Origin of the sequence: Streptomyces sp. V3I8, assembly GCF_030817535.1 — a bacterium.
In the GTDB taxonomy this organism is placed as follows: Bacteria; Actinomycetota; Actinomycetes; order Streptomycetales; family Streptomycetaceae; genus Streptomyces.
On the sequence record NZ_JAUSZL010000002.1, the window covers coordinates 5,296,634 to 5,313,158 of the forward strand.

The 16,525-nt window shown below is 71.4% G+C and carries 11 protein-coding genes, 1 other RNA gene and 1 pseudogene; 9 read left to right on the forward strand and 4 right to left on the reverse strand.

The annotated features are described in order from the left end of the window. Window positions 1-127 precede the first annotated feature (127 nt). From QFZ75_RS23610 to QFZ75_RS23620, 3 genes are all read left to right on the forward strand, one after another. Window positions 128-1,372, forward strand: coding sequence for a protein kinase (locus tag QFZ75_RS23610; RefSeq protein ID WP_307539897.1), 1,245 nt, complete (start codon window positions 128-130; stop codon window positions 1,370-1,372). Window positions 1,373-1,716: 344 nt separating this feature from the next. Next, on the forward strand, window positions 1,717-2,823 hold the full coding sequence (prfB, locus tag QFZ75_RS23615) for a peptide chain release factor 2 (protein WP_307539899.1): 1,107 nt from the start codon (window positions 1,717-1,719) through the stop codon (window positions 2,821-2,823). A 304-nt stretch (window positions 2,824-3,127) separates the two neighbouring features. Then, complete coding sequence (locus QFZ75_RS23620) at window positions 3,128-3,757, forward strand: LPXTG cell wall anchor domain-containing protein (protein ID WP_307539901.1); 630 nt, start codon at window positions 3,128-3,130, stop codon at window positions 3,755-3,757. Between the two features lie 109 nt (window positions 3,758-3,866). On the opposite strand, the gene QFZ75_RS23625 is transcribed toward QFZ75_RS23620, so the two are convergent. Continuing rightward, entirely contained in the window at window positions 3,867-4,058 is a 192-nt protein-coding gene (locus QFZ75_RS23625; protein WP_307539902.1) for a hypothetical protein, read from the reverse strand. A 352-nt stretch (window positions 4,059-4,410) separates the two neighbouring features. Here QFZ75_RS23625 and ftsE point away from each other — a divergent pair, with 352 nt between their 5' ends. The 6 genes and pseudogenes from ftsE to dacB all read left to right on the forward strand — a co-directional run bounded on the left by ftsE (window position 4,411) and on the right by dacB (window position 10,143). Continuing rightward, window positions 4,411-5,100, forward strand: coding sequence for a cell division ATP-binding protein FtsE (gene ftsE / locus QFZ75_RS23630; protein WP_149514170.1), 690 nt, complete (start codon window positions 4,411-4,413; stop codon window positions 5,098-5,100). 46 nt (window positions 5,101-5,146) lie between these two features. Beyond that, window positions 5,147-6,064, forward strand: a complete 918-nt coding sequence (ftsX, locus tag QFZ75_RS23635; RefSeq protein ID WP_307539904.1) for a permease-like cell division protein FtsX — start codon at window positions 5,147-5,149, stop codon at window positions 6,062-6,064. 67 nt (window positions 6,065-6,131) lie between these two features. Beyond that, complete coding sequence (locus tag QFZ75_RS23640; protein WP_307539906.1) at window positions 6,132-7,298, forward strand: S41 family peptidase; 1,167 nt, start codon at window positions 6,132-6,134, stop codon at window positions 7,296-7,298. Window positions 7,299-7,403: 105 nt separating this feature from the next. Further along, window positions 7,404-7,937, forward strand: coding sequence for an SsrA-binding protein SmpB (gene smpB / locus QFZ75_RS23645; RefSeq protein ID WP_307544726.1), 534 nt, complete (start codon window positions 7,404-7,406; stop codon window positions 7,935-7,937). Window positions 7,938-8,071: 134 nt separating this feature from the next. Further along, window positions 8,072-8,460: a transfer-messenger RNA gene (gene ssrA, locus QFZ75_RS23650) on the forward strand. A gap of 80 nt (window positions 8,461-8,540) precedes the next feature. After that, window positions 8,541-10,143 (forward strand): annotated as a pseudogene (gene dacB / locus QFZ75_RS23655) (D-alanyl-D-alanine carboxypeptidase/D-alanyl-D-alanine-endopeptidase). Window positions 10,144-10,201: 58 nt separating this feature from the next. Here dacB and QFZ75_RS23660 read toward each other — a convergent pair. From QFZ75_RS23660 to yicI, 3 genes are read right to left on the reverse strand one after another with little or no spacing between them, the layout of a single operon-like run. Beyond that, window positions 10,202-13,138 carry a glycoside hydrolase family 3 protein gene (locus tag QFZ75_RS23660; protein WP_307539908.1) on the reverse strand — a complete coding sequence of 979 codons (2,937 nt, stop codon included), beginning with the start codon at window positions 13,136-13,138 and terminating at the stop codon, window positions 10,202-10,204. A 31-nt stretch (window positions 13,139-13,169) separates the two neighbouring features. After that, window positions 13,170-14,174, reverse strand: coding sequence for a LacI family DNA-binding transcriptional regulator (locus QFZ75_RS23665; protein WP_307539910.1), 1,005 nt, complete (start codon window positions 14,172-14,174; stop codon window positions 13,170-13,172). A gap of 2 nt (window positions 14,175-14,176) precedes the next feature. After that, on the reverse strand, window positions 14,177-16,516 hold the full coding sequence (yicI, locus tag QFZ75_RS23670; RefSeq protein WP_307539912.1) for an alpha-xylosidase: 2,340 nt from the start codon (window positions 16,514-16,516) through the stop codon (window positions 14,177-14,179). Between the last annotated feature and the right edge of the window lie 9 nt (window positions 16,517-16,525).

Sequence of the window (16,525 nt, forward strand, 5' to 3'; positions counted from 1 at the left end):
TCCCCGGCGCCGCCCTCCGCTGGTCTGGGGATTTGTCGACACCTGGCGGGTGATTTCCGTCGCCGAAGTGAAGGTTGGTGCTCCGGGCGCGTAGTTTTGTCGCCAACACGCGCCCGTAGGAGCAGTCTTGGTACGGAAGATCGGCAGCCGGTACACCGCGAACCAGATCCTGGGGCGGGGCAGCGCCGGCACGGTGTGGCTGGGCGACGGCCCCGAGGGGCCCGTCGCCATCAAGCTGCTGCGCGAGGACCTGGCGTCCGACCAGGAGCTGGTGGGGCGGTTCGTGCAGGAGCGGACGGCCCTGCTGGGCCTCGACCACCCGCACGTGGTGTCCGTGCGGGACCTCGTGGTCGACGGCAACGACCTCGCCCTCGTCATGGACCTCGTCCGCGGCACGGACCTGCGCACCCGGCTCGACCGGGAGCGCCGCCTCGCGCCCGAGGCGGCCGTCGCGATCGTCGCCGACGTCGCGGACGGGCTCGCCGCGGCGCACGCGGCGGGGGTCGTGCACCGGGACGTGAAGCCCGAGAACGTGCTGCTCGACATGCAGGGCCCGCTCGGGCCCGGCGGGGCGCACCCCGCGCTGCTGACCGACTTCGGCGTCGCCAAGCTCATCGACTCGCCGCGGCGGACCCGCGCGACGAAGATCATCGGCACGCCGGACTACCTGGCTCCCGAGATCATCGAGGGGCTCCCGCCGCGGGCCGCCGTCGACATCTACGCGCTGGCGACCGTGCTGTACGAGCTCCTCGCCGGGTTCACCCCCTTCGGCGGCGGGCACCCGGGGGCGGTCCTGCGCCGGCACGTCACCGAGACCGTCGTCCCGCTGCCCGGGATCCCCGAGGAGCTGTGGCAGCTGCTCGTGCAGTGCCTGGCCAAGGCGCCGGCGTCGCGGCTGCGCGCGTCCGAGCTGGGGGAGCGGCTGCGGGAGCAGCTGCCGCTGCTCGCCGGGATGCCGCCGCTGGACGTGGACGAGCCGGACGGGGAATCGGACGGCGACCGCGACGAGGACGCGCCGGCGGCCGCCGAGCCGGAGGCCCCGCGGGAGCGGGTGCGGCGGGGGGCCGTGCCGCTGGTGCCCGGCGCCAAGCCGGACTCGAACCGGGACACGCACACGTCGATGCGGGTTCCGGGGCCGGACGAGCTGGCGGGGGGCGCGCTCGGTACGGCGCGGGCTCCGCGGGCGGCGGGGGCGCCCCGGCCGGGGTCCGCGCGGCACCGGGCGTCCGCCCGGCGGCGGCGGATCACGCTGGGGGTGGCGGGGGTGGTGCTCGTCGCCGCGATCGGGGGCGGCGCGTGGTTCGCCACGTCGGGGAACGACGCGGACGGCTCCCCGTCCGACACGCAGACCTCGTCCCCGGCGACCCCCTGACCACCTCGGGGGCTCCGCCCCCGAACCCCCTTTCGCGCTACGCGCTCGTCCTCAAACGCCGGACGGACTGGGAACAGGACCGCACCCCCACTCCCCAGGGGCGCGAGGAACTGCGCGACCGGCCCCCACCGAGCCCGCGGACGAAGCTCCCCAGGGGCGCGAGGAACTGCGCGACCAGCCCCCACCGGGCCCGCGAACAAAGCTCCTCAGGGGCGCGAGGAACTGCGCGACCGGCCCCCACCGGGCCCGCGGACGACATCCGGGCGGGGGCCGGGGGCGGAGCCCCGGGGGTGTGGGCCCGCACACCTACCCGGCCAGGCCGGCGGAGCCGTTACGCTGGGGGCGTGGCAGTCGTCGATGTTTTCGAAGAGCTCAAGTCCCTCTCCTCCACCATGGAGTCGATCGAGGCCGTCCTGGACCTCGACAAGCTGAGGGCGGACATCGCCGTGCTCGAGGAGCAGGCGGCGGCACCGTCCCTCTGGGACGACCCCGATGCGGCGCAGAAGATCACCAGCAAGCTGAGCCACCTCCAGGCGGAGGTACGCAAGGCCGAGACGCTCCGCGGGCGCATCGACGACCTGAGCGTGCTCTTCGAGATGGCCGAGGAGGAGGACGACCCGGACACCCGCGCCGAGGCCGACACCGAGCTCGTGGCCGTCAAGAAGGCGCTGGACGAGATGGAGGTCCGTACGCTCCTGTCCGGCGAGTACGACTCCCGTGAGGCCCTCGTCAACATCCGGGCCGAGGCCGGCGGCGTCGACGCCGCGGACTTCGCCGAGAAGCTGCAGCGCATGTACCTGCGCTGGGCCGAGCAGCACGGGTACAAGACGGAGGTCTACGAGACCTCGTACGCGGAGGAGGCCGGCATCAAGTCGACCACCTTCGCCGTCCAGGTGCCGTACGCCTACGGACAGCTCTCCGTCGAGCAGGGCACCCACCGGCTCGTCCGGATCTCGCCCTTCGACAACCAGGGACGCCGCCAGACCTCGTTCGCCGGGGTGGAGGTGCTGCCCGTCGTCGAGAAGACCGACCACGTCGAGATCGACGAGTCCGAGCTGCGCGTGGACGTGTACCGCTCCTCCGGCCCCGGCGGCCAGGGCGTCAACACGACCGACTCCGCGGTGCGCCTGACCCACATCCCGACCGGCATCGTCGTCTCCTGCCAGAACGAGCGGTCGCAGATCCAGAACAAGGCGACCGCGATGAACGTCCTTCAGGCCAAGCTGCTGGAGCGGCGCCGCCAGGAGGACCAGGCCAAGATGGACGCGCTCAAGGGCGACGGCGGCAATTCCTGGGGCAACCAGATGCGCTCGTACGTCCTGCACCCGTACCAGATGGTCAAGGACCTCCGCACGGACTGCGAGGTCGGTAACCCCGAGGCCGTTTTCAACGGCGAGATCGACGGATTCCTCGAGGCCGGAATTCGCTGGCGCAAGCAGCAGGAGAAGTAAGGCGACATTCGCGCACGTCGCTTTGTCGACAGGGCAACCGCGGTCCACCGGACGGCAGTTGCCCTTTCTGTTGGGCGATGAGCGGGTTTTACATCACACTCACATGACGCTGTGCCGGTCAAAAGAGCGTGATCTGGACATCGCGGTCGCAACGGCCTTGACGTTGCTTTGAAAAATGGGAAGGCTGACGCGCGGCATGCGTATTTCCGGGGCGCGTGTGAACCGGGAGCTCCACTGAGCCGTCCCGCGGTCGCGGCCCCGGACGCTGCACCACTGACGATGACCTACTGGGGGTAACAACCAGATGACCAAGAAGACGCGCATCCGGATCGCGCGGATAGCCGCCGGCGCGGTGATCGCCGCCGGCGCCTCGCTGACCGCCGCCGGTGCCGCTTCGGCACTCGACGTCAGCGCCGACGTGGCCGGCCTGAACGTCGGCGTCGGTATCGCCGCCGACGACCCGACGACCCCGCCGCCGACCGACCCGACGGAGATCCCGACCGACCCGCCCACGGAGGAGCCCCCCACCGAGGAGCCTCCCACGGAGGAGCCCCCCACCGAGGAGCCGACCGACCCCACCGAGGAGCCCACCGAGCCCACCGAGGAGCCCACCGAGGACCCGACCACCCCGGGCAACGGGAATGGCAACGGGAACGGCAACGGCAACGGGACCGGCGGCGGCAGCGGTGGCAACGACACCAACCCCGACAACGCCGGCTCCAAGCCCGTCGAGCAGGGCGAGGGCAAGGCGAGCCTGACCGACACCGGCTCGGGCTCGGACACCTCCGCCCAGGGCACCGGCGGCGAGCTGGCCGAGACCGGCGCCGCCGAGAACGTCACGTACCTGCTGATCGGCGCCGCCACGATGATCGCCGGCGGCATCGGCTTCCGGATGCTGCCGCGCCTCATGAACAACCGCGGCGCCGCAGCCTGACGCCGTAGGACGCGGGAAGGGCCCGGAGCGAGCAGCTCCGGGCCCTTCCTCGTGCTTCTCATGCTCCTTGTGCTTCTCGTGCTCCTTGCGGCCCGGTGACGCGTGTCTCCTACGCGGTCTGGTGGGCCAGCAGGACCATCGCCGCTATCAGGACGGCGAGCAGGGCGATCAGCGTCATGGGGTTGAGCCCCCCGAAGGGGCCCTCCTGCTGCAGCCGCTCGCGGTTCGCGCGGCAGACGCGGCAGCGGCCCTCGCTCACGGGCCCGGCGCAGTTCGCGCACACCAGCCGGTCGTACGTCATGCGCTCGCCCTCCTTGCACCGGTTCCACGTACACAACGCTCTCGGGGACGCATACGTTCCCCCTCCACTGTGCCAGGTTCCTCCGGAGGGCGCGCGGGTTCCCTCGGAGGGGGCCCGGGGCGCCTCGTGGGGGTGCCCCGGGGGGCCTGCCCGGCTGCGGGTGGGTGGGAGCTCGTCGCGCAGCTCCCCGTGCCCCTGTCGGGGCGGGGCCGGAGGCCCCTCCTTGAAGGTGCCCCGGTACAAATACGCACAACCCTTCTGCAACCCGTCCCGGCGACTGCGCCGGTGCACCCGGGTCGCGTATGGTCACGCTCGTCTAGCTTCGATATCCCCGACGGCCTGTGGTGCATCCGTGATCCGATTCGACAACGTCTCCAAGGTCTACGCCAAGCAGACCCACCCCGCTCTCCGGGATGTCTCCCTGGAGGTGGAGCGCGGCGAGTTCGTGTTCCTGGTGGGGTCCTCCGGTTCCGGGAAGTCCACCTTCCTGCGGCTGATCCTCCGTGAGGAGCGGGCCAGCCAGGGGCAGGTGCACGTGCTGGGCAAGGACCTCGCGCGCATCTCCAACTGGAAGGTGCCGCAGATGCGCCGCCAACTGGGGACCGTGTTCCAGGACTTCCGCCTCCTGCCCAACAAGACGGTCGCCGAGAACGTCGCCTTCGCGCAGGAAGTGATCGGCAAGTCCAAGGGCGAGATCCGCAAGTCCGTGCCGCAGGTGCTCGACCTCGTCGGGCTCGGCGGCAAGGAGGACCGGATGCCCGGCGAGCTGTCCGGCGGTGAGCAGCAACGAGTGGCGATCGCGAGAGCGTTCGTGAACCGGCCCAAGCTGCTGATCGCGGACGAGCCCACCGGAAACCTGGACCCGCAGACCTCCGTCGGCATCATGAAGCTGCTCGACCGGATCAACCGGACCGGCACCACCGTCGTGATGGCGACGCACGACCAGAACATCGTGGACCAGATGCGCAAGCGCGTCATCGAGCTGGAGAAGGGTCGCCTCGTGCGCGACCAGGCGCGCGGCGTCTACGGCTATCAGCACTGACCGCGAGTCCCACGCGTCCGTCCACGGAAAGGCCTGAGAAGACGCCATGCGCGCCCAGTTCGTTCTGTCGGAGATCGGTGTCGGTCTCCGCCGCAATCTGACGATGACCTTCGCGGTCATCGTCTCCGTCGCCCTGTCCCTCGCCCTGTTCGGCGGCTCGCTCCTGATGAGCGACCAGGTGAGCACGATGAAGGGGTACTGGTACGACAAGGTCAACGTCTCGATCTACCTCTGCAACAAGAGCGACGCGGAGGCCGACCCCAACTGCGCCAAGGGGGCGGTCACCAGCGAGCAGCGGAAGCAGATCCAGACCGACCTGGCCAAGATGCCGGTCGTGGACGACGTCATCCACGAGTCCAGCGACGAGGCGTACAAGCACTACAAGGAGCAGTTCGGCGACTCCCCGCTGGCGGCCTCGCTCACCCCGGACCAGATGCAGGAGTCCTTCCGCGTCAAGCTGACGGACCCGGAGAAGTACAAGGTCATCGCGACCGCCTTCGACGGCCGGGACGGCGTGCAGTCCGTGCAGGACCAGAAGAGCATCCTCGACAACCTCTTCGAGCTGCTCAACGGCATGAACTGGGCGGCCCGGGCGCTGATGGCGCTGATGCTCGTCGTCGCGCTGATGCTGATCGTCAACACGGTGCGCGTCTCCGCGTTCAGCCGTCGGCGTGAGACCGGGATCATGCGCCTGGTGGGCGCCTCCGGCTTCTACATCCAGGCGCCGTTCATCATGGAGGCCGCGGTCGCCGGACTCATCGGCGGCGGTGTCGCCTGCGCCTTCCTGGTGCTCGCGCGGTACTTCATCATCGACCACGGCCTGGCCCTGTCCGAGAAGCTGAACCTGATCGACTTCATCGGCTGGGACGCCGTCCTCACGAAGCTGCCGCTCATCCTCGCCACGAGCCTGCTGATGCCCGCGCTGGCCGCGTTCTTCGCGTTGCGCAAGTACTTGAAGGTGTGACACATGCCAAGAGGGCCGTACCGGCAACCGCCGCTACGGCCCTCTTCGTTGTCCTAGACTCACCGGCATGTCAGGCCGCGACCTGTTCTGCCAGCCCCGCCGCATCCGCCGCGGGGCGGCCCTGACGTTGGTCTTCACGAGTGTCCTCGCGGCAGGCGCCGCGACCGGCTCGTTCGACACCCCCGGCCGGAAATCCGCCTCCCCGCCGGCCCGCACCGCCCAGGCCGGCCACCAGGAGGACGTCGCCGACGCCGCCGCGGACGCGATGGCCGACGGCAAGTCGCCCGTGGAGGCCGCCGAGCGGGCCGTCAGCCGCAGCGGCGACCGCTGGGGCGCCGTCTACTCCCAGGGCGAGTACGAGGAGTTCGAGGACGCCCTCGACGGCCAGTACACCGGCGTCGGCCTGTGGGCCCGGCGCGAGCGCGACGGACGGATCGAGGTGACCCGGGTCCGGTCCGGCTCGCCCGCCGCGACCGCCGGCATCCGCAAGGGCGACCGGCTGCGCAGCATCGACGGCCACCGCGTGGACGGCAGGCCCGTCACGGAGGTCGTCTCCTTGCTGCGGGGCGACGCCACCGACGCCGACGCCGGCACCGCCGTCGCCTTGGGGCTGCAGCGCGGCACGCACGCGTGGAGCGAGACCCTGCGCCGCGCACGGCTGTCCACCGACTCCGTGAGCGTGCGCGAACTGCCGGACGGCGTGACCGTGATCGAGGTCGCGGCCTTCACCAAGGGGTCCGGGGACCTCGTACGCACCGCCGTGGCCGGTGTGCCCGTGGACGAGGGCATCGTCCTCGACCTGCGCGGCAACTCCGGCGGCCTGGTCACCGAGGCCGTCACCGCCGCCTCCGCCTTCCTCGACGGCGGCCTGGTCGCCACGTACGACGTGAACGGCGACCAGCGGGCCCTGCACGCCGATCCCGGCGGCGACACCGCCAGGCCCGTGGTCGCGCTCGTCGACGGCGGCACGATGAGCGCGGCCGAGCTGCTCACGGGCGGCCTGCAGGACCGCGGCCGCGCGGTCGTCGTGGGCTCCAGGACCTTCGGCAAGGGCTCGGTCCAGATGCCCAGCCGGCTGCCCGACGGCTCCGTCGCCGAGCTGACCGTCGGGCACTACCGCACCCCTTCCGGACGCACGGTGGACGGCCGCGGCATCACCCCCGACCTGGAGGTCGAGGAGGGCGCCCTGGAGCGCGCCGAGACCGTGCTGAGCGGCCTGGGCGACCCCTCGTGACCAGCACGCGGACGGCCGCCGCGGCGGCCGTCCCGCGGCTTCCGTAATCGGCTTTCCCTCCGGCCCCCCTGTAGTGCGAAAATGGCCAGCACTATGAGCAAGGGCATGTACGTACCGAAGGAATCCCAGCCGAAGCAGGGCGGTGGGGCCCAGGACAAGGCGAAGGACGGCAAGCGCAAGATCGTCGCGCAGAACAAGAAGGCCCGGCACGACTACGCGATCATCGATGTCTACGAGGCCGGGCTCGTCCTCACCGGCACCGAGGTCAAGTCGTTGCGCCAGGGGCGTGCCTCGCTGGCCGACGGCTTCGTCCAGATCGACGGGAACGAGGCGTGGCTGCACAACGCCCACATCCCCGAGTACAGCCAGGGCAGCTGGACCAACCACTCCGCGCGCCGCAAGCGCAAGCTGCTCCTGCACCGCGAGGAGATCGACAAACTGGCGTCGAAGTCCGACGAGACCGGCCACACGATCGTGCCGCTCGTCCTGTACTTCAAGGACGGCCGCGCGAAGGCGGAGATCGCGCTCGCCCGCGGCAAGAAGGAGTACGACAAGCGCCAGACCCTGCGCGAGAAGCAGGACCGGCGCGAGTCGGACCGGGCGATCGCGGCGGTCAAGCGCAAGGAGCGCGGCCAGTAGCGTGGCCGGTGGCGTGGCGGGTGGCACGGCCGCCGGGAATACGGTGGCATCCGGGCGCGTTGGTCACGTACGATGGCACTGCACCTCACAGCGGGTGCGGGTACCCCTCCTCGGAGGGTTTGAAAAAACAACATGGGGATGATCGGTTTCGACAGCGGCTGTCGAAGCAGGGGAAGCGAGCCGAGGAAGCGGCAATGATCTCGTTAACCATATGTCGCAACCAATAATCGCCAATTCCAAGAGCGATTCCCAGTCCTTCGCCCTCGCTGCTTAATAACCAGTGACTGAAGGACCCTAAATGGGTGTCAGCCCGGGAGTGTTCCCGACCCGGATCCTGGCATAATCAAGGGAACTAAACCGTCTGACCCGGTCACGGGGTGAGGCGGGAAATCAAACAGTGACTGAGCCCGTCGGAGACTTGTTCGCGTGATCTCCGGGGCTGAGAAAATCTAAGCGAACTGCGCTCGGAGAAGCCCTGATTCTGCACCGTTGGACGCGGGTTCGATTCCCGCCATCTCCACTTTCCCATGTTTACAGTGAAGAGCAGGACGAAGGCCCCACAGCCATAGGCAGTGGGGCCTTCGTCGTGGATGCTGCTGTCGCATGAGACGACTCGCAGAGACCAGGAGATCCCGCGGCCCGCGCGGACGCGCATGGACCTGGGCCGTGGTGCCGGTGATGCTGGCCGCCGGACTCGGCTGGTCCGCACCGGCCGGAGCGGACCCCGGTACCGGTGGGCTCCCGGAGGCCATCGACACCATCCTCGGCGACAGCCGCCTGGAGGGCGCCACGGCGGGCGTCGTCGTCGCGGAGGCCGCCGGCGGGGACGTGCTCTACCAGCGGGCACCCACCTCGCGGCTGATGCCCGCCTCCAACACCAAGCTCCCCACCTCGGCGGCCCGCGATGGAGATCCTCGGCCCCGACCACACGTTCACGACGGACGTCCTGACGACCGGACGCCGGCACGGCTCCGTCCTGACCGGCGACCTCTACCTGCGCGGCACCGGCGACCCGACCGCGCTGGCCGAGGACTACGACGGCCTGGCGGCCCGCGTCGCCGGCTCCGGCGTCACCCGCGTCGACGGGCGGCTCCTCGCCGACGACACCCGCTTCGACAGCGGCCGCCTCGGGCGCGACTGGGCCGCCGACGACGAGTCCGCGTACTACGCGGCGCAGATCAGCGCGCTGAGCGTCGCGCCGGACACCGACTACGACACCGGATCGGTGATCGTGCGGGTGGTGCCGGGCACCGCGGCAGGCGACGCGCCCCGGGTCACCGTCACCCCGCCGACGACCTACGTGGACGTCGACGTACGGGCCACGACCGTCGCCGCGGGCGGGGCGGACGACCTCGCCGTGGAGCGCGAGCACGGCGGCAACACGATCGTCGTCAGCGGTACGACGCCGGTGGGCGGCTCCGGTGCCCAGGAGTGGGTGAGCGTGTGGGAGCCCACCGGGTACGCGGCCGCCGTCTTCCGCGCCGCGCTCACCGCGCACGGGGTGAAGGTGACCGGGCCGACGCGGCTCGGGCGGGCCACTCCCGCGGCGGCGCGGCAGCTCGCCTCGCACGCCTCCATGCCGCTGAAGGACCTGCTGATCCCGTTCATGAAGCTGTCCAACAACATGCACGCCGAGATCCTCACCAAGGCCATGGGGCGCGAGGTCTCCGGCGAGGGCAGCTGGAGCGCCGGGCTCGCCGCCGTCGGCGGCTACCTCAAGGGCGTCGGCGTCGACACCGGCAAGCTGCGGCAGGCCGACGGGTCGGGGCTCTCCCGGATGAACAACTTCACCGCCGGGCAGTTCGCGAAGCTGCTGCTCGCCGTGCGGTCCGAGCCCTGGTACGCCGACTGGTACGAGTCCCTGCCGGTCGCCTGCGCCCCCGACCGCTTCGTCGGCGGCACCCTGCGCACCAGGATGTGCGCGACCCCGGCCGCGCTCAACGCCCGTGGCAAGACCGGGTCGTTGACGGGGGCGTCCGCGCTCTCCGGGTACGTCAAGGACGCGGACGGACGGGAACTCGTCTACAGCATCGTGTTCAACCATTACCTCGCCGCGTCCGTGAAGCCGCTGGAGGACGCGATCGTGGTGACCCTCGCCCGGTCCACCGCCGACGCGACCGCGGCGGTGAAGCCGGCACCGGGCGCGCGGTCGGCCGGACGGAACACGGATCTGGAGTGCTCGTGGCGCAAGCCGGCGGAGTGCTGAGCGGGTGAACGACGGCCCGGGGCGCCCACCGGCGCCCCGGACCGTGCTTCACCGCAGGTCAGCCGAGTGTGAACGTCGACAGCCGCATGCCGTCCCCCAGCACCAGGTACACGTCCTGGCGCCCCTTCACGGCGGCCGACAGACGGGCGTTCACCTCGGCGTACGCGTACACCGACCCCGTGCCGGATACGGTCGCCGTGCCGACGGGCGTCCCGGAGGGCGAGCCGAGCCGTACCTCCACCCTCCCGGCCGCCCCCGCCACGCGCGCCGTGAACTCCGCGCCGCCGGGGACCGGCCGCGCGTCGGCGAACTTCAGCCAGGCGCCGTCGCGGGTGGCCCCCACGGCGGTGCCCCGCGCCCTGGACTCGTCCACCAGCCGCACACCGTCGTAGTCGTCGAAGTTCTCCGCCCGGGTCGTCCGGGACAGGTCCCGCGCCGGGATCTTCTCGCCCGCCGCCCGCAGCAACGCACGGGAGCGGATGTCCTCGGAGGACGCGCCCACGAGGACGTCGTACGTGCCGCTCTCCACCACCCACCTCGACCGCGTGACGTCCCAGTGCGCGAGGTCCTTCTCGCGCAGCCCCAGCTTCACCGTCCGCGTCTCGCCGGGCTTCAGCGAGACCCTCTCGAAGGCCTCCAGCTGCTTCAGCGGCTGTTTGTCGCGCGAGAGCCGCTGATGGGTGTAGAGCTGCACGACCTCGTCGCCGGCGCGGCGGCCCGTGTTGGTCACCGCGACCTCGTAACCGCCGTCGACGCGCTTCAACCGCCCGTAGCGGAAGGAGGAGTACGAGAGGCCGTGGCCGAACGCGTAGAGCGGATCGCCCCTGAAGTACTGGTAGGTGCGGTCGTGCTTGATGGTGTCGTACTCCAGGATCGAGGGCAGGTCGGCCTCCGAGCGGTACCAGGTCTGCGTGAGCCGCCCGGCCGGGTTCACGTCGCCGAAGAGGACGTCGGCGAGGGCGTTGCCGGTCTCCTGGCCCGCGTGGGTGGTCCACAGGAGCGCCGGGACCTCCTTCCGGAGGGCGCCGAGGGTGGTCGGGTAGCTGTTCTCGACGACCACGACGGTGTGCGGGTTGGCCTCGCGCACCGCCTCGACCAGGGCTTCCTGGGACGGGGCCAGGCCCATGTCCTCGCGGTCGTCGTTCTCGCGGCCGTTGATCGCGGGCATCGAACCGACCACCACGACCGCCGCGTCCTTGCCCTTCACCGCCGCCACGGCCTCCGCGCTGCCGCTGCGGACCACGTCCTTGGCGTAGCGCGCGGCCTGCGGCTTCGCGACCAGGCCGAGGGTGCCGTCGGAGCCGGTGGGGCCGAGGTAGACCGGGTTGGACCACCAGGGCTCGCGGGTCTCGTAGCCCGCGTACCGCAGCAGGTACGTACCGTCGTCCTGCTCCTCCAGCGCGAACTGCTGCTGGACGAACCAGCCATTGGGCTGAACCTGGTCGTTGACGAAGGCCGACCAGTTGTAGCCCACGTACTTTCCGTTCGCGGCCGAGCGCAGGGTCACGATGCCGGCGCCCCAGTCGAACACGTCGAACTGGGCGGCCGTCCCTCCCGTGGCGGCTTCCTTCAGCGCCTCGCCGTCGGCGTCCGTCCCCGCCGTCATGTACGCGCCGCTCTCCGTGTTCCGCAGCGAGATCCGGTCGACGCCCTCGCTGCCGGCCACGGGGGCGCCGAGCCGTGCGGCGATGCCCGCCTTCGGGGTGACGGCGTACGGCAGCGTGCCCGAGTACCAGTCGGTGTAGAGGGTGTCGGCGAGCGGGCCGACGACGGCCACGTCCTTCGCGGAGTCCTTCAGCGGCAGGGCGCCGCCCGTGTTCTTCAGCAGGACCGCCGCGTCGGCCGCCGCCTTCCGGGCGAGCCTGCGGTGCGCCGGACTGTTCACCACCGACTTGTCGATGGCCCCGTACTTCCCGCCGCCCGGGTCGAACTCGCCGAGCCGGACCCGGACGCCGAGGACGTGCCCGGCCGCCTCGTCCACGTCGGATTCCTCCAGCAGGCCGTCGGCCAGCGCCGACCTGACGGCCGTGGTCGTCGGCCCGGAGTCCGTGTCGTCGGTCGTGAAGCTGTCGATGCCCGCCTTCAGGGCGGCCGCGTTCCCCTCGGCGAGGGTGTCGTAGTACTTCTGGCTGCCCGTGCCGGTCAGATTGTTGGGCGCGTAGGCGTCGGTGACGTTCAGCAGGTCCTGTGAGGTCCAGGAGCGCACGTCCTCGCCGAGCGCCGGGTTCACCGTGGCCGGGCGGCCGTTGACGAGGTTGTACGAGGACATCACGCCCGTCGCCGCGTCCGCCTCGATCACCGGCCTGAACGCCTGTTCCTCGTACTCCTTCAGCACCCGCGGGCGCAGGTCGGAGGAGGTGGTCGTGCGGTCGGCCTCGTTGTTGTTGCCGAGGAAGTGCTTGAGGGTAGGGGCCGTCTTCAGGTGCTCGGGGTCACCGCCGGTCAGACCGGTGCCGTAGGCGGTCGCCATCGTGCTGGTGAGGTACGGGTCCTCGGAGTAGCCCTCCTCGTTGCGGCCCCAGCGCGGGTCGCGCAGCGGGTTGGCCACGGGCGCCCACACGTTGAGACCCCAGCCGGCCGGGCGCTCCTGCTGGAAGCCGCGTGTCTCGTCGCCGACCGCCGAGCCGACCTCGCGGATCAGGGCGGGGTCCCAGGTCGACGCGAGCCCCACGGCCTGCGGGAAGACGGTGGCCTCGCCCAGCCAGGCCACCCCGTGCAGTGCCTCGGTGCCGGTCCTGAACGACCGGATGCCCAGGCGCGGGATCGCGGGCTGCCACTGGTGGAGCAGGGAGACCTTCTCGTCGAGGGTGAGCCGGGAGAGCAGGTCGCCGACGCGGCGCTCCACGGGGAGGCGGGGGTCGCGGAAGGGGTATGCGGGATCGTCGGCCGCGGCCGACGCGGTGGCCGGTGCGGCGGCCGGTACGGCGGCGCCGAGGCCGCCGATCAGGGTGAGCGTCAGGACGAGCGAGGTTCTCGGTCTTCTCTTGCCTTTCACTTCACGGCTCCTTCGGTCGGGGCCTTGCAGGTCAGGGGCGGGGCCGCGTGCTGGCCCGCACCGTCAGCCGGGGCGGCAGCAGGGTGGCCCGCGGTACGGAGGCGCCGCCCAGCTTCTTCATCAGCAGCTCCACCGAGCCGGCGCCCACCTCGGCGGCCGGTATGGCGACGGAGGTGACGGGCACCCGGACGCGCCCGGCCAGTTCGTCCGGGCAGATCGCGGTCACCGACAGGTCCTGCGGGACCCGTAACCCGAGCGACTCGAAGGCGTCGATCAGCGGTTCCAGGACCGGCTCGTTGTGCACCACGACCCCGGTCAGGGCGGGCCGCTCCCGCAGGAGCCGCTCGGCGACCTGCCGGGCCGCCGCGGGGTCCGCCTCGCAGGGGTGCACCGAGGAGGCGATGCCGTTGCGGTCGGCGGCGGCGGTGAAGCCCCGGACCACCCGCTGGGCGAACCCGGTCTCCCGCACGTACACCTCGGGCGGGGAGCCCACCAGCGCGATCACCCGGTGCCCGAGGCCCGCCAGATGTTCGACGCACAGCTCGCCCGCCGCCTCGAAGTCCAGGTCGATGCAGGTCAGCCCGGCGGGCTCGGCCGGGAAGCCGATCAGCACCGACGGCCGGTCCAGGCTGCGCAGCAACGGCAGCCGGCCGTCGTGGAGCTGGACGTCCATCACGATCAGCGCGTCCACGAGCGCGGTGTCCGCGACCCGCCGCAGCCCGTCCTCGCCCTCCTCCTGGGTGAGCAGCAGCACGTCGTGGTCGTGGCGGCGCGCGGCCGTCACCACGGACACCACGAACTGCATCACCACCGGCACGTGGATGCCCGCCCGCAGCGGCACCACCAGCGCCAGCACGTTCGACCGGCTGCTGGCCAGGGCCCGGGCGCCCGCGTGCGGCCGGTAGCCCAGCTCGCGGATGCTCTCCTCGACGCGCTGCCGGGTCTCCTCGGAGATCGGCCGCTTGCCGCTCAGCGCGTACGAGACGGTGCTGGGGGAGACCCCGGCGTGCCGGGCCACATCGGTGATCTTCACCATGCTCAGCCCCGCTCCCGGTCCCGGTCCGAGCCGCTCGCGGGCCCCTGCTCCAGTTCCAGTTCCTGCTCCTGCTCCTGCTCCTGCTCCAGTTCCAGGGACAGGAATCCGGTCCCGGCCGCCGCCCGCGCGGTCCGCCCGCCCGCCGCCAGGGCCCAGGGCGCCGCCGGATCGCCCGACGACGCCCGCAGCGTGTCGCCCTCCCGCACGACGGTGAAGACCACCCCGTCCACGGTCACCGTGACCTGCGCGCCGCGCGCCAGGCCGTACGCGCGCAGGGTGACCCCGTCCGCGTACGGATAGTCCGGCCGGTCCTCGACGGCGCCCACCGCGATCACCGCGCCCGGCCGGACGAGGAGCGGCACGCTGGAGAAGCCGTGCCGCTCGCGCACCCAGCGCGGTCCGGTCACCGTCCGGCCGGTCAGGAAGTGCGTCCAGGTGCCCTCGGGCACGTAGTACGACACGTCCCCGTCGTCGGAGAACACCGGCGCGACCAGCAGGTCGGGGCCGAGCATGTACTGCCGTTCCAGGTGCGCGCAGCCGGGATCGTCCGGGAACTCCAGGACCATCGCCCGCATCATCGGCACGCCCTGCGCGTGCGCGGTGCGGGCGGCCTCGTACAGGTACGGCATCAGGCGCAGCTTCAGGCGGGTGAACAGGCGCAGGACGTCCACGGACTCCTCGTCGAAGAGCCACGGCACGCGGTAGGAGGAGCTGCCGTGCAGCCGGCTGTGCGAGGAGAGGAGTCCGAAGGCGAGCCACCGCTTGAAGAGGGCGGGGGTCGGGGTGCCCTCGAAGCCGCCGATGTCGTGGCTCCAGTAGCCGAACCCGGAGAGCCCGAGGGAGAGCCCGCCGCGCAGCGACTCGGCCATCGACTCGTAGGTCGCCTCGCAGTCGCCGCCCCAGTGCACCGGGAACTTCTGGCTGCCGGCCGTCGCCGAGCGCGCGAAGACGACCGCCTCGGCCTCCCCCCGGTGCTTGCGCAGCACGTCGAAGACGGTCCGGTTGTAGAGGTAGGTGTAGTAGTTGTGCATCCGCTCGGGGTCGCCGCCGTCCGCGTACGCCACGTCGAGCGGGACCCGCTCCCCGAAGTCGGTCTTGAAGCAGTCGACGCCCTGCGCGAGCAGTGCCTCCAGCTTCGAGGCGTACCAGTCGCGGGCGGCCTCACTGGTGAAGTCGACCAGCGCCATGCCCGGCTGCCACAGGTCCCACTGCCAGACACTGCCGTCGGGGCGTCTCAGCAGGTGCCCGAGCGCCTTGCCCTGCGCGAACAGCGGCGAGCGCTGCGCGATGTACGGGTTGATCCAGACGCTGATGTGCAGCCCGCGCTTCTTGAGGCGGGCCAGCATCCCCTCCGGGTCGGGGAAGACCCGCGGGTCCCACTCGAAGTCGCACCAGTTGAACTCGCGCATCCAGAAGCAGTCGAAGTGGAAGACGGACAGCGGCAGTTCGCGTTCCCTCATGCCGTCGATGAAGGAGCTGACGGTGGCCTCGTCGTACGACGTGGTGAAGGACGTCGACAGCCACAGCCCGAACGACCAGGCGGGCGGCAGCGCGGGCCGGCCGGTGAGCGCCGTGTACTTGCGGATGATGTCCTTCGGGGTCGGCCCGTAGATGACGTAGTACGTCAGCTGCTGGGTCTCGGCGCTGAACTGGACCCGCGACACCGCCTCCGAGCCGACCTCGAACGACACCCGGCCCGGATGGTCGACGAAGACGCCGTACCCCGCGTCGGTCAGGTAGAACGGCACGTTCTTGTACGCCTGTTCGGTGGCCGTGCCCCCGTCGGCGTTCCACATGTCGACGACCTGGCCGTTCTTCACCAGCGGCCCGAAGCGCTCGCCGAGCCCGAAGACGTGCGTGCCCACGCCGAGGTTCAGCTGCTCCCGCAGGTAGTGGTCGCCGCTGCCCGCGTCGCGCATGATGCCCATGCCCTTGGGGCCGCTGCCGGTGAGGGTGCGGCCGTCGGCGAGGAAGTCCACGTGCCAGGGGCCGGTACGGCTCACCCGCACGGACAGGGCGCCCGCGGTGAGGGTGGCGCAGTCGTCGTCGTACTCCGCGTGGGCCGTGAACTCGTCGCTGCCGAGCCTGTTGAGCTCGAACCGCGGTCCTCGCGGCTCCTCGCCCTCGAAGTGCGTGAACGTGACGCCGATGACGTCGGGCATCGGGGCGTGCGCGCCGATGGTCACGACCGGTCCCTTCAGGAGATCGCCGCGGTGGCGGATGGGCTGGGTCGGCGCGTGGATCTCCAGGGCCCCGGACCCGGCGCTCACGTCGAGGACCTCGACCGGGTGGGCCGCGCTCACGCCCTCGCGCAGCAGCCAGTAGCCGTCGGTGAACTTCACGCGCGCACC

What these genes read in the sequence shown, in the direction of transcription:
- QFZ75_RS23665 (WP_307539910.1), bottom strand. Translation starts at nt 14,174, where the DNA reads ATGGTGAAGATCACCGATGTGGCCCGGCACGCCGGGGTCTCCCCCAGC.
- QFZ75_RS23625 (WP_307539902.1), bottom strand. Translation starts at nt 4,058, where the DNA reads ATGACGTACGACCGGCTGGTGTGCGCGAACTGCGCCGGGCCCGTGAGC.
- QFZ75_RS23640 (WP_307539906.1), top strand. Translation starts at nt 6,132, where the DNA reads ATGTCAGGCCGCGACCTGTTCTGCCAGCCCCGCCGCATCCGCCGCGGG.
- smpB (WP_307544726.1), top strand. Translation starts at nt 7,404, where the DNA reads ATGTACGTACCGAAGGAATCCCAGCCGAAGCAGGGCGGTGGGGCCCAG.
- ftsX (WP_307539904.1), top strand. Translation starts at nt 5,147, where the DNA reads ATGCGCGCCCAGTTCGTTCTGTCGGAGATCGGTGTCGGTCTCCGCCGC.
- QFZ75_RS23620 (WP_307539901.1), top strand. Translation starts at nt 3,128, where the DNA reads ATGACCAAGAAGACGCGCATCCGGATCGCGCGGATAGCCGCCGGCGCG.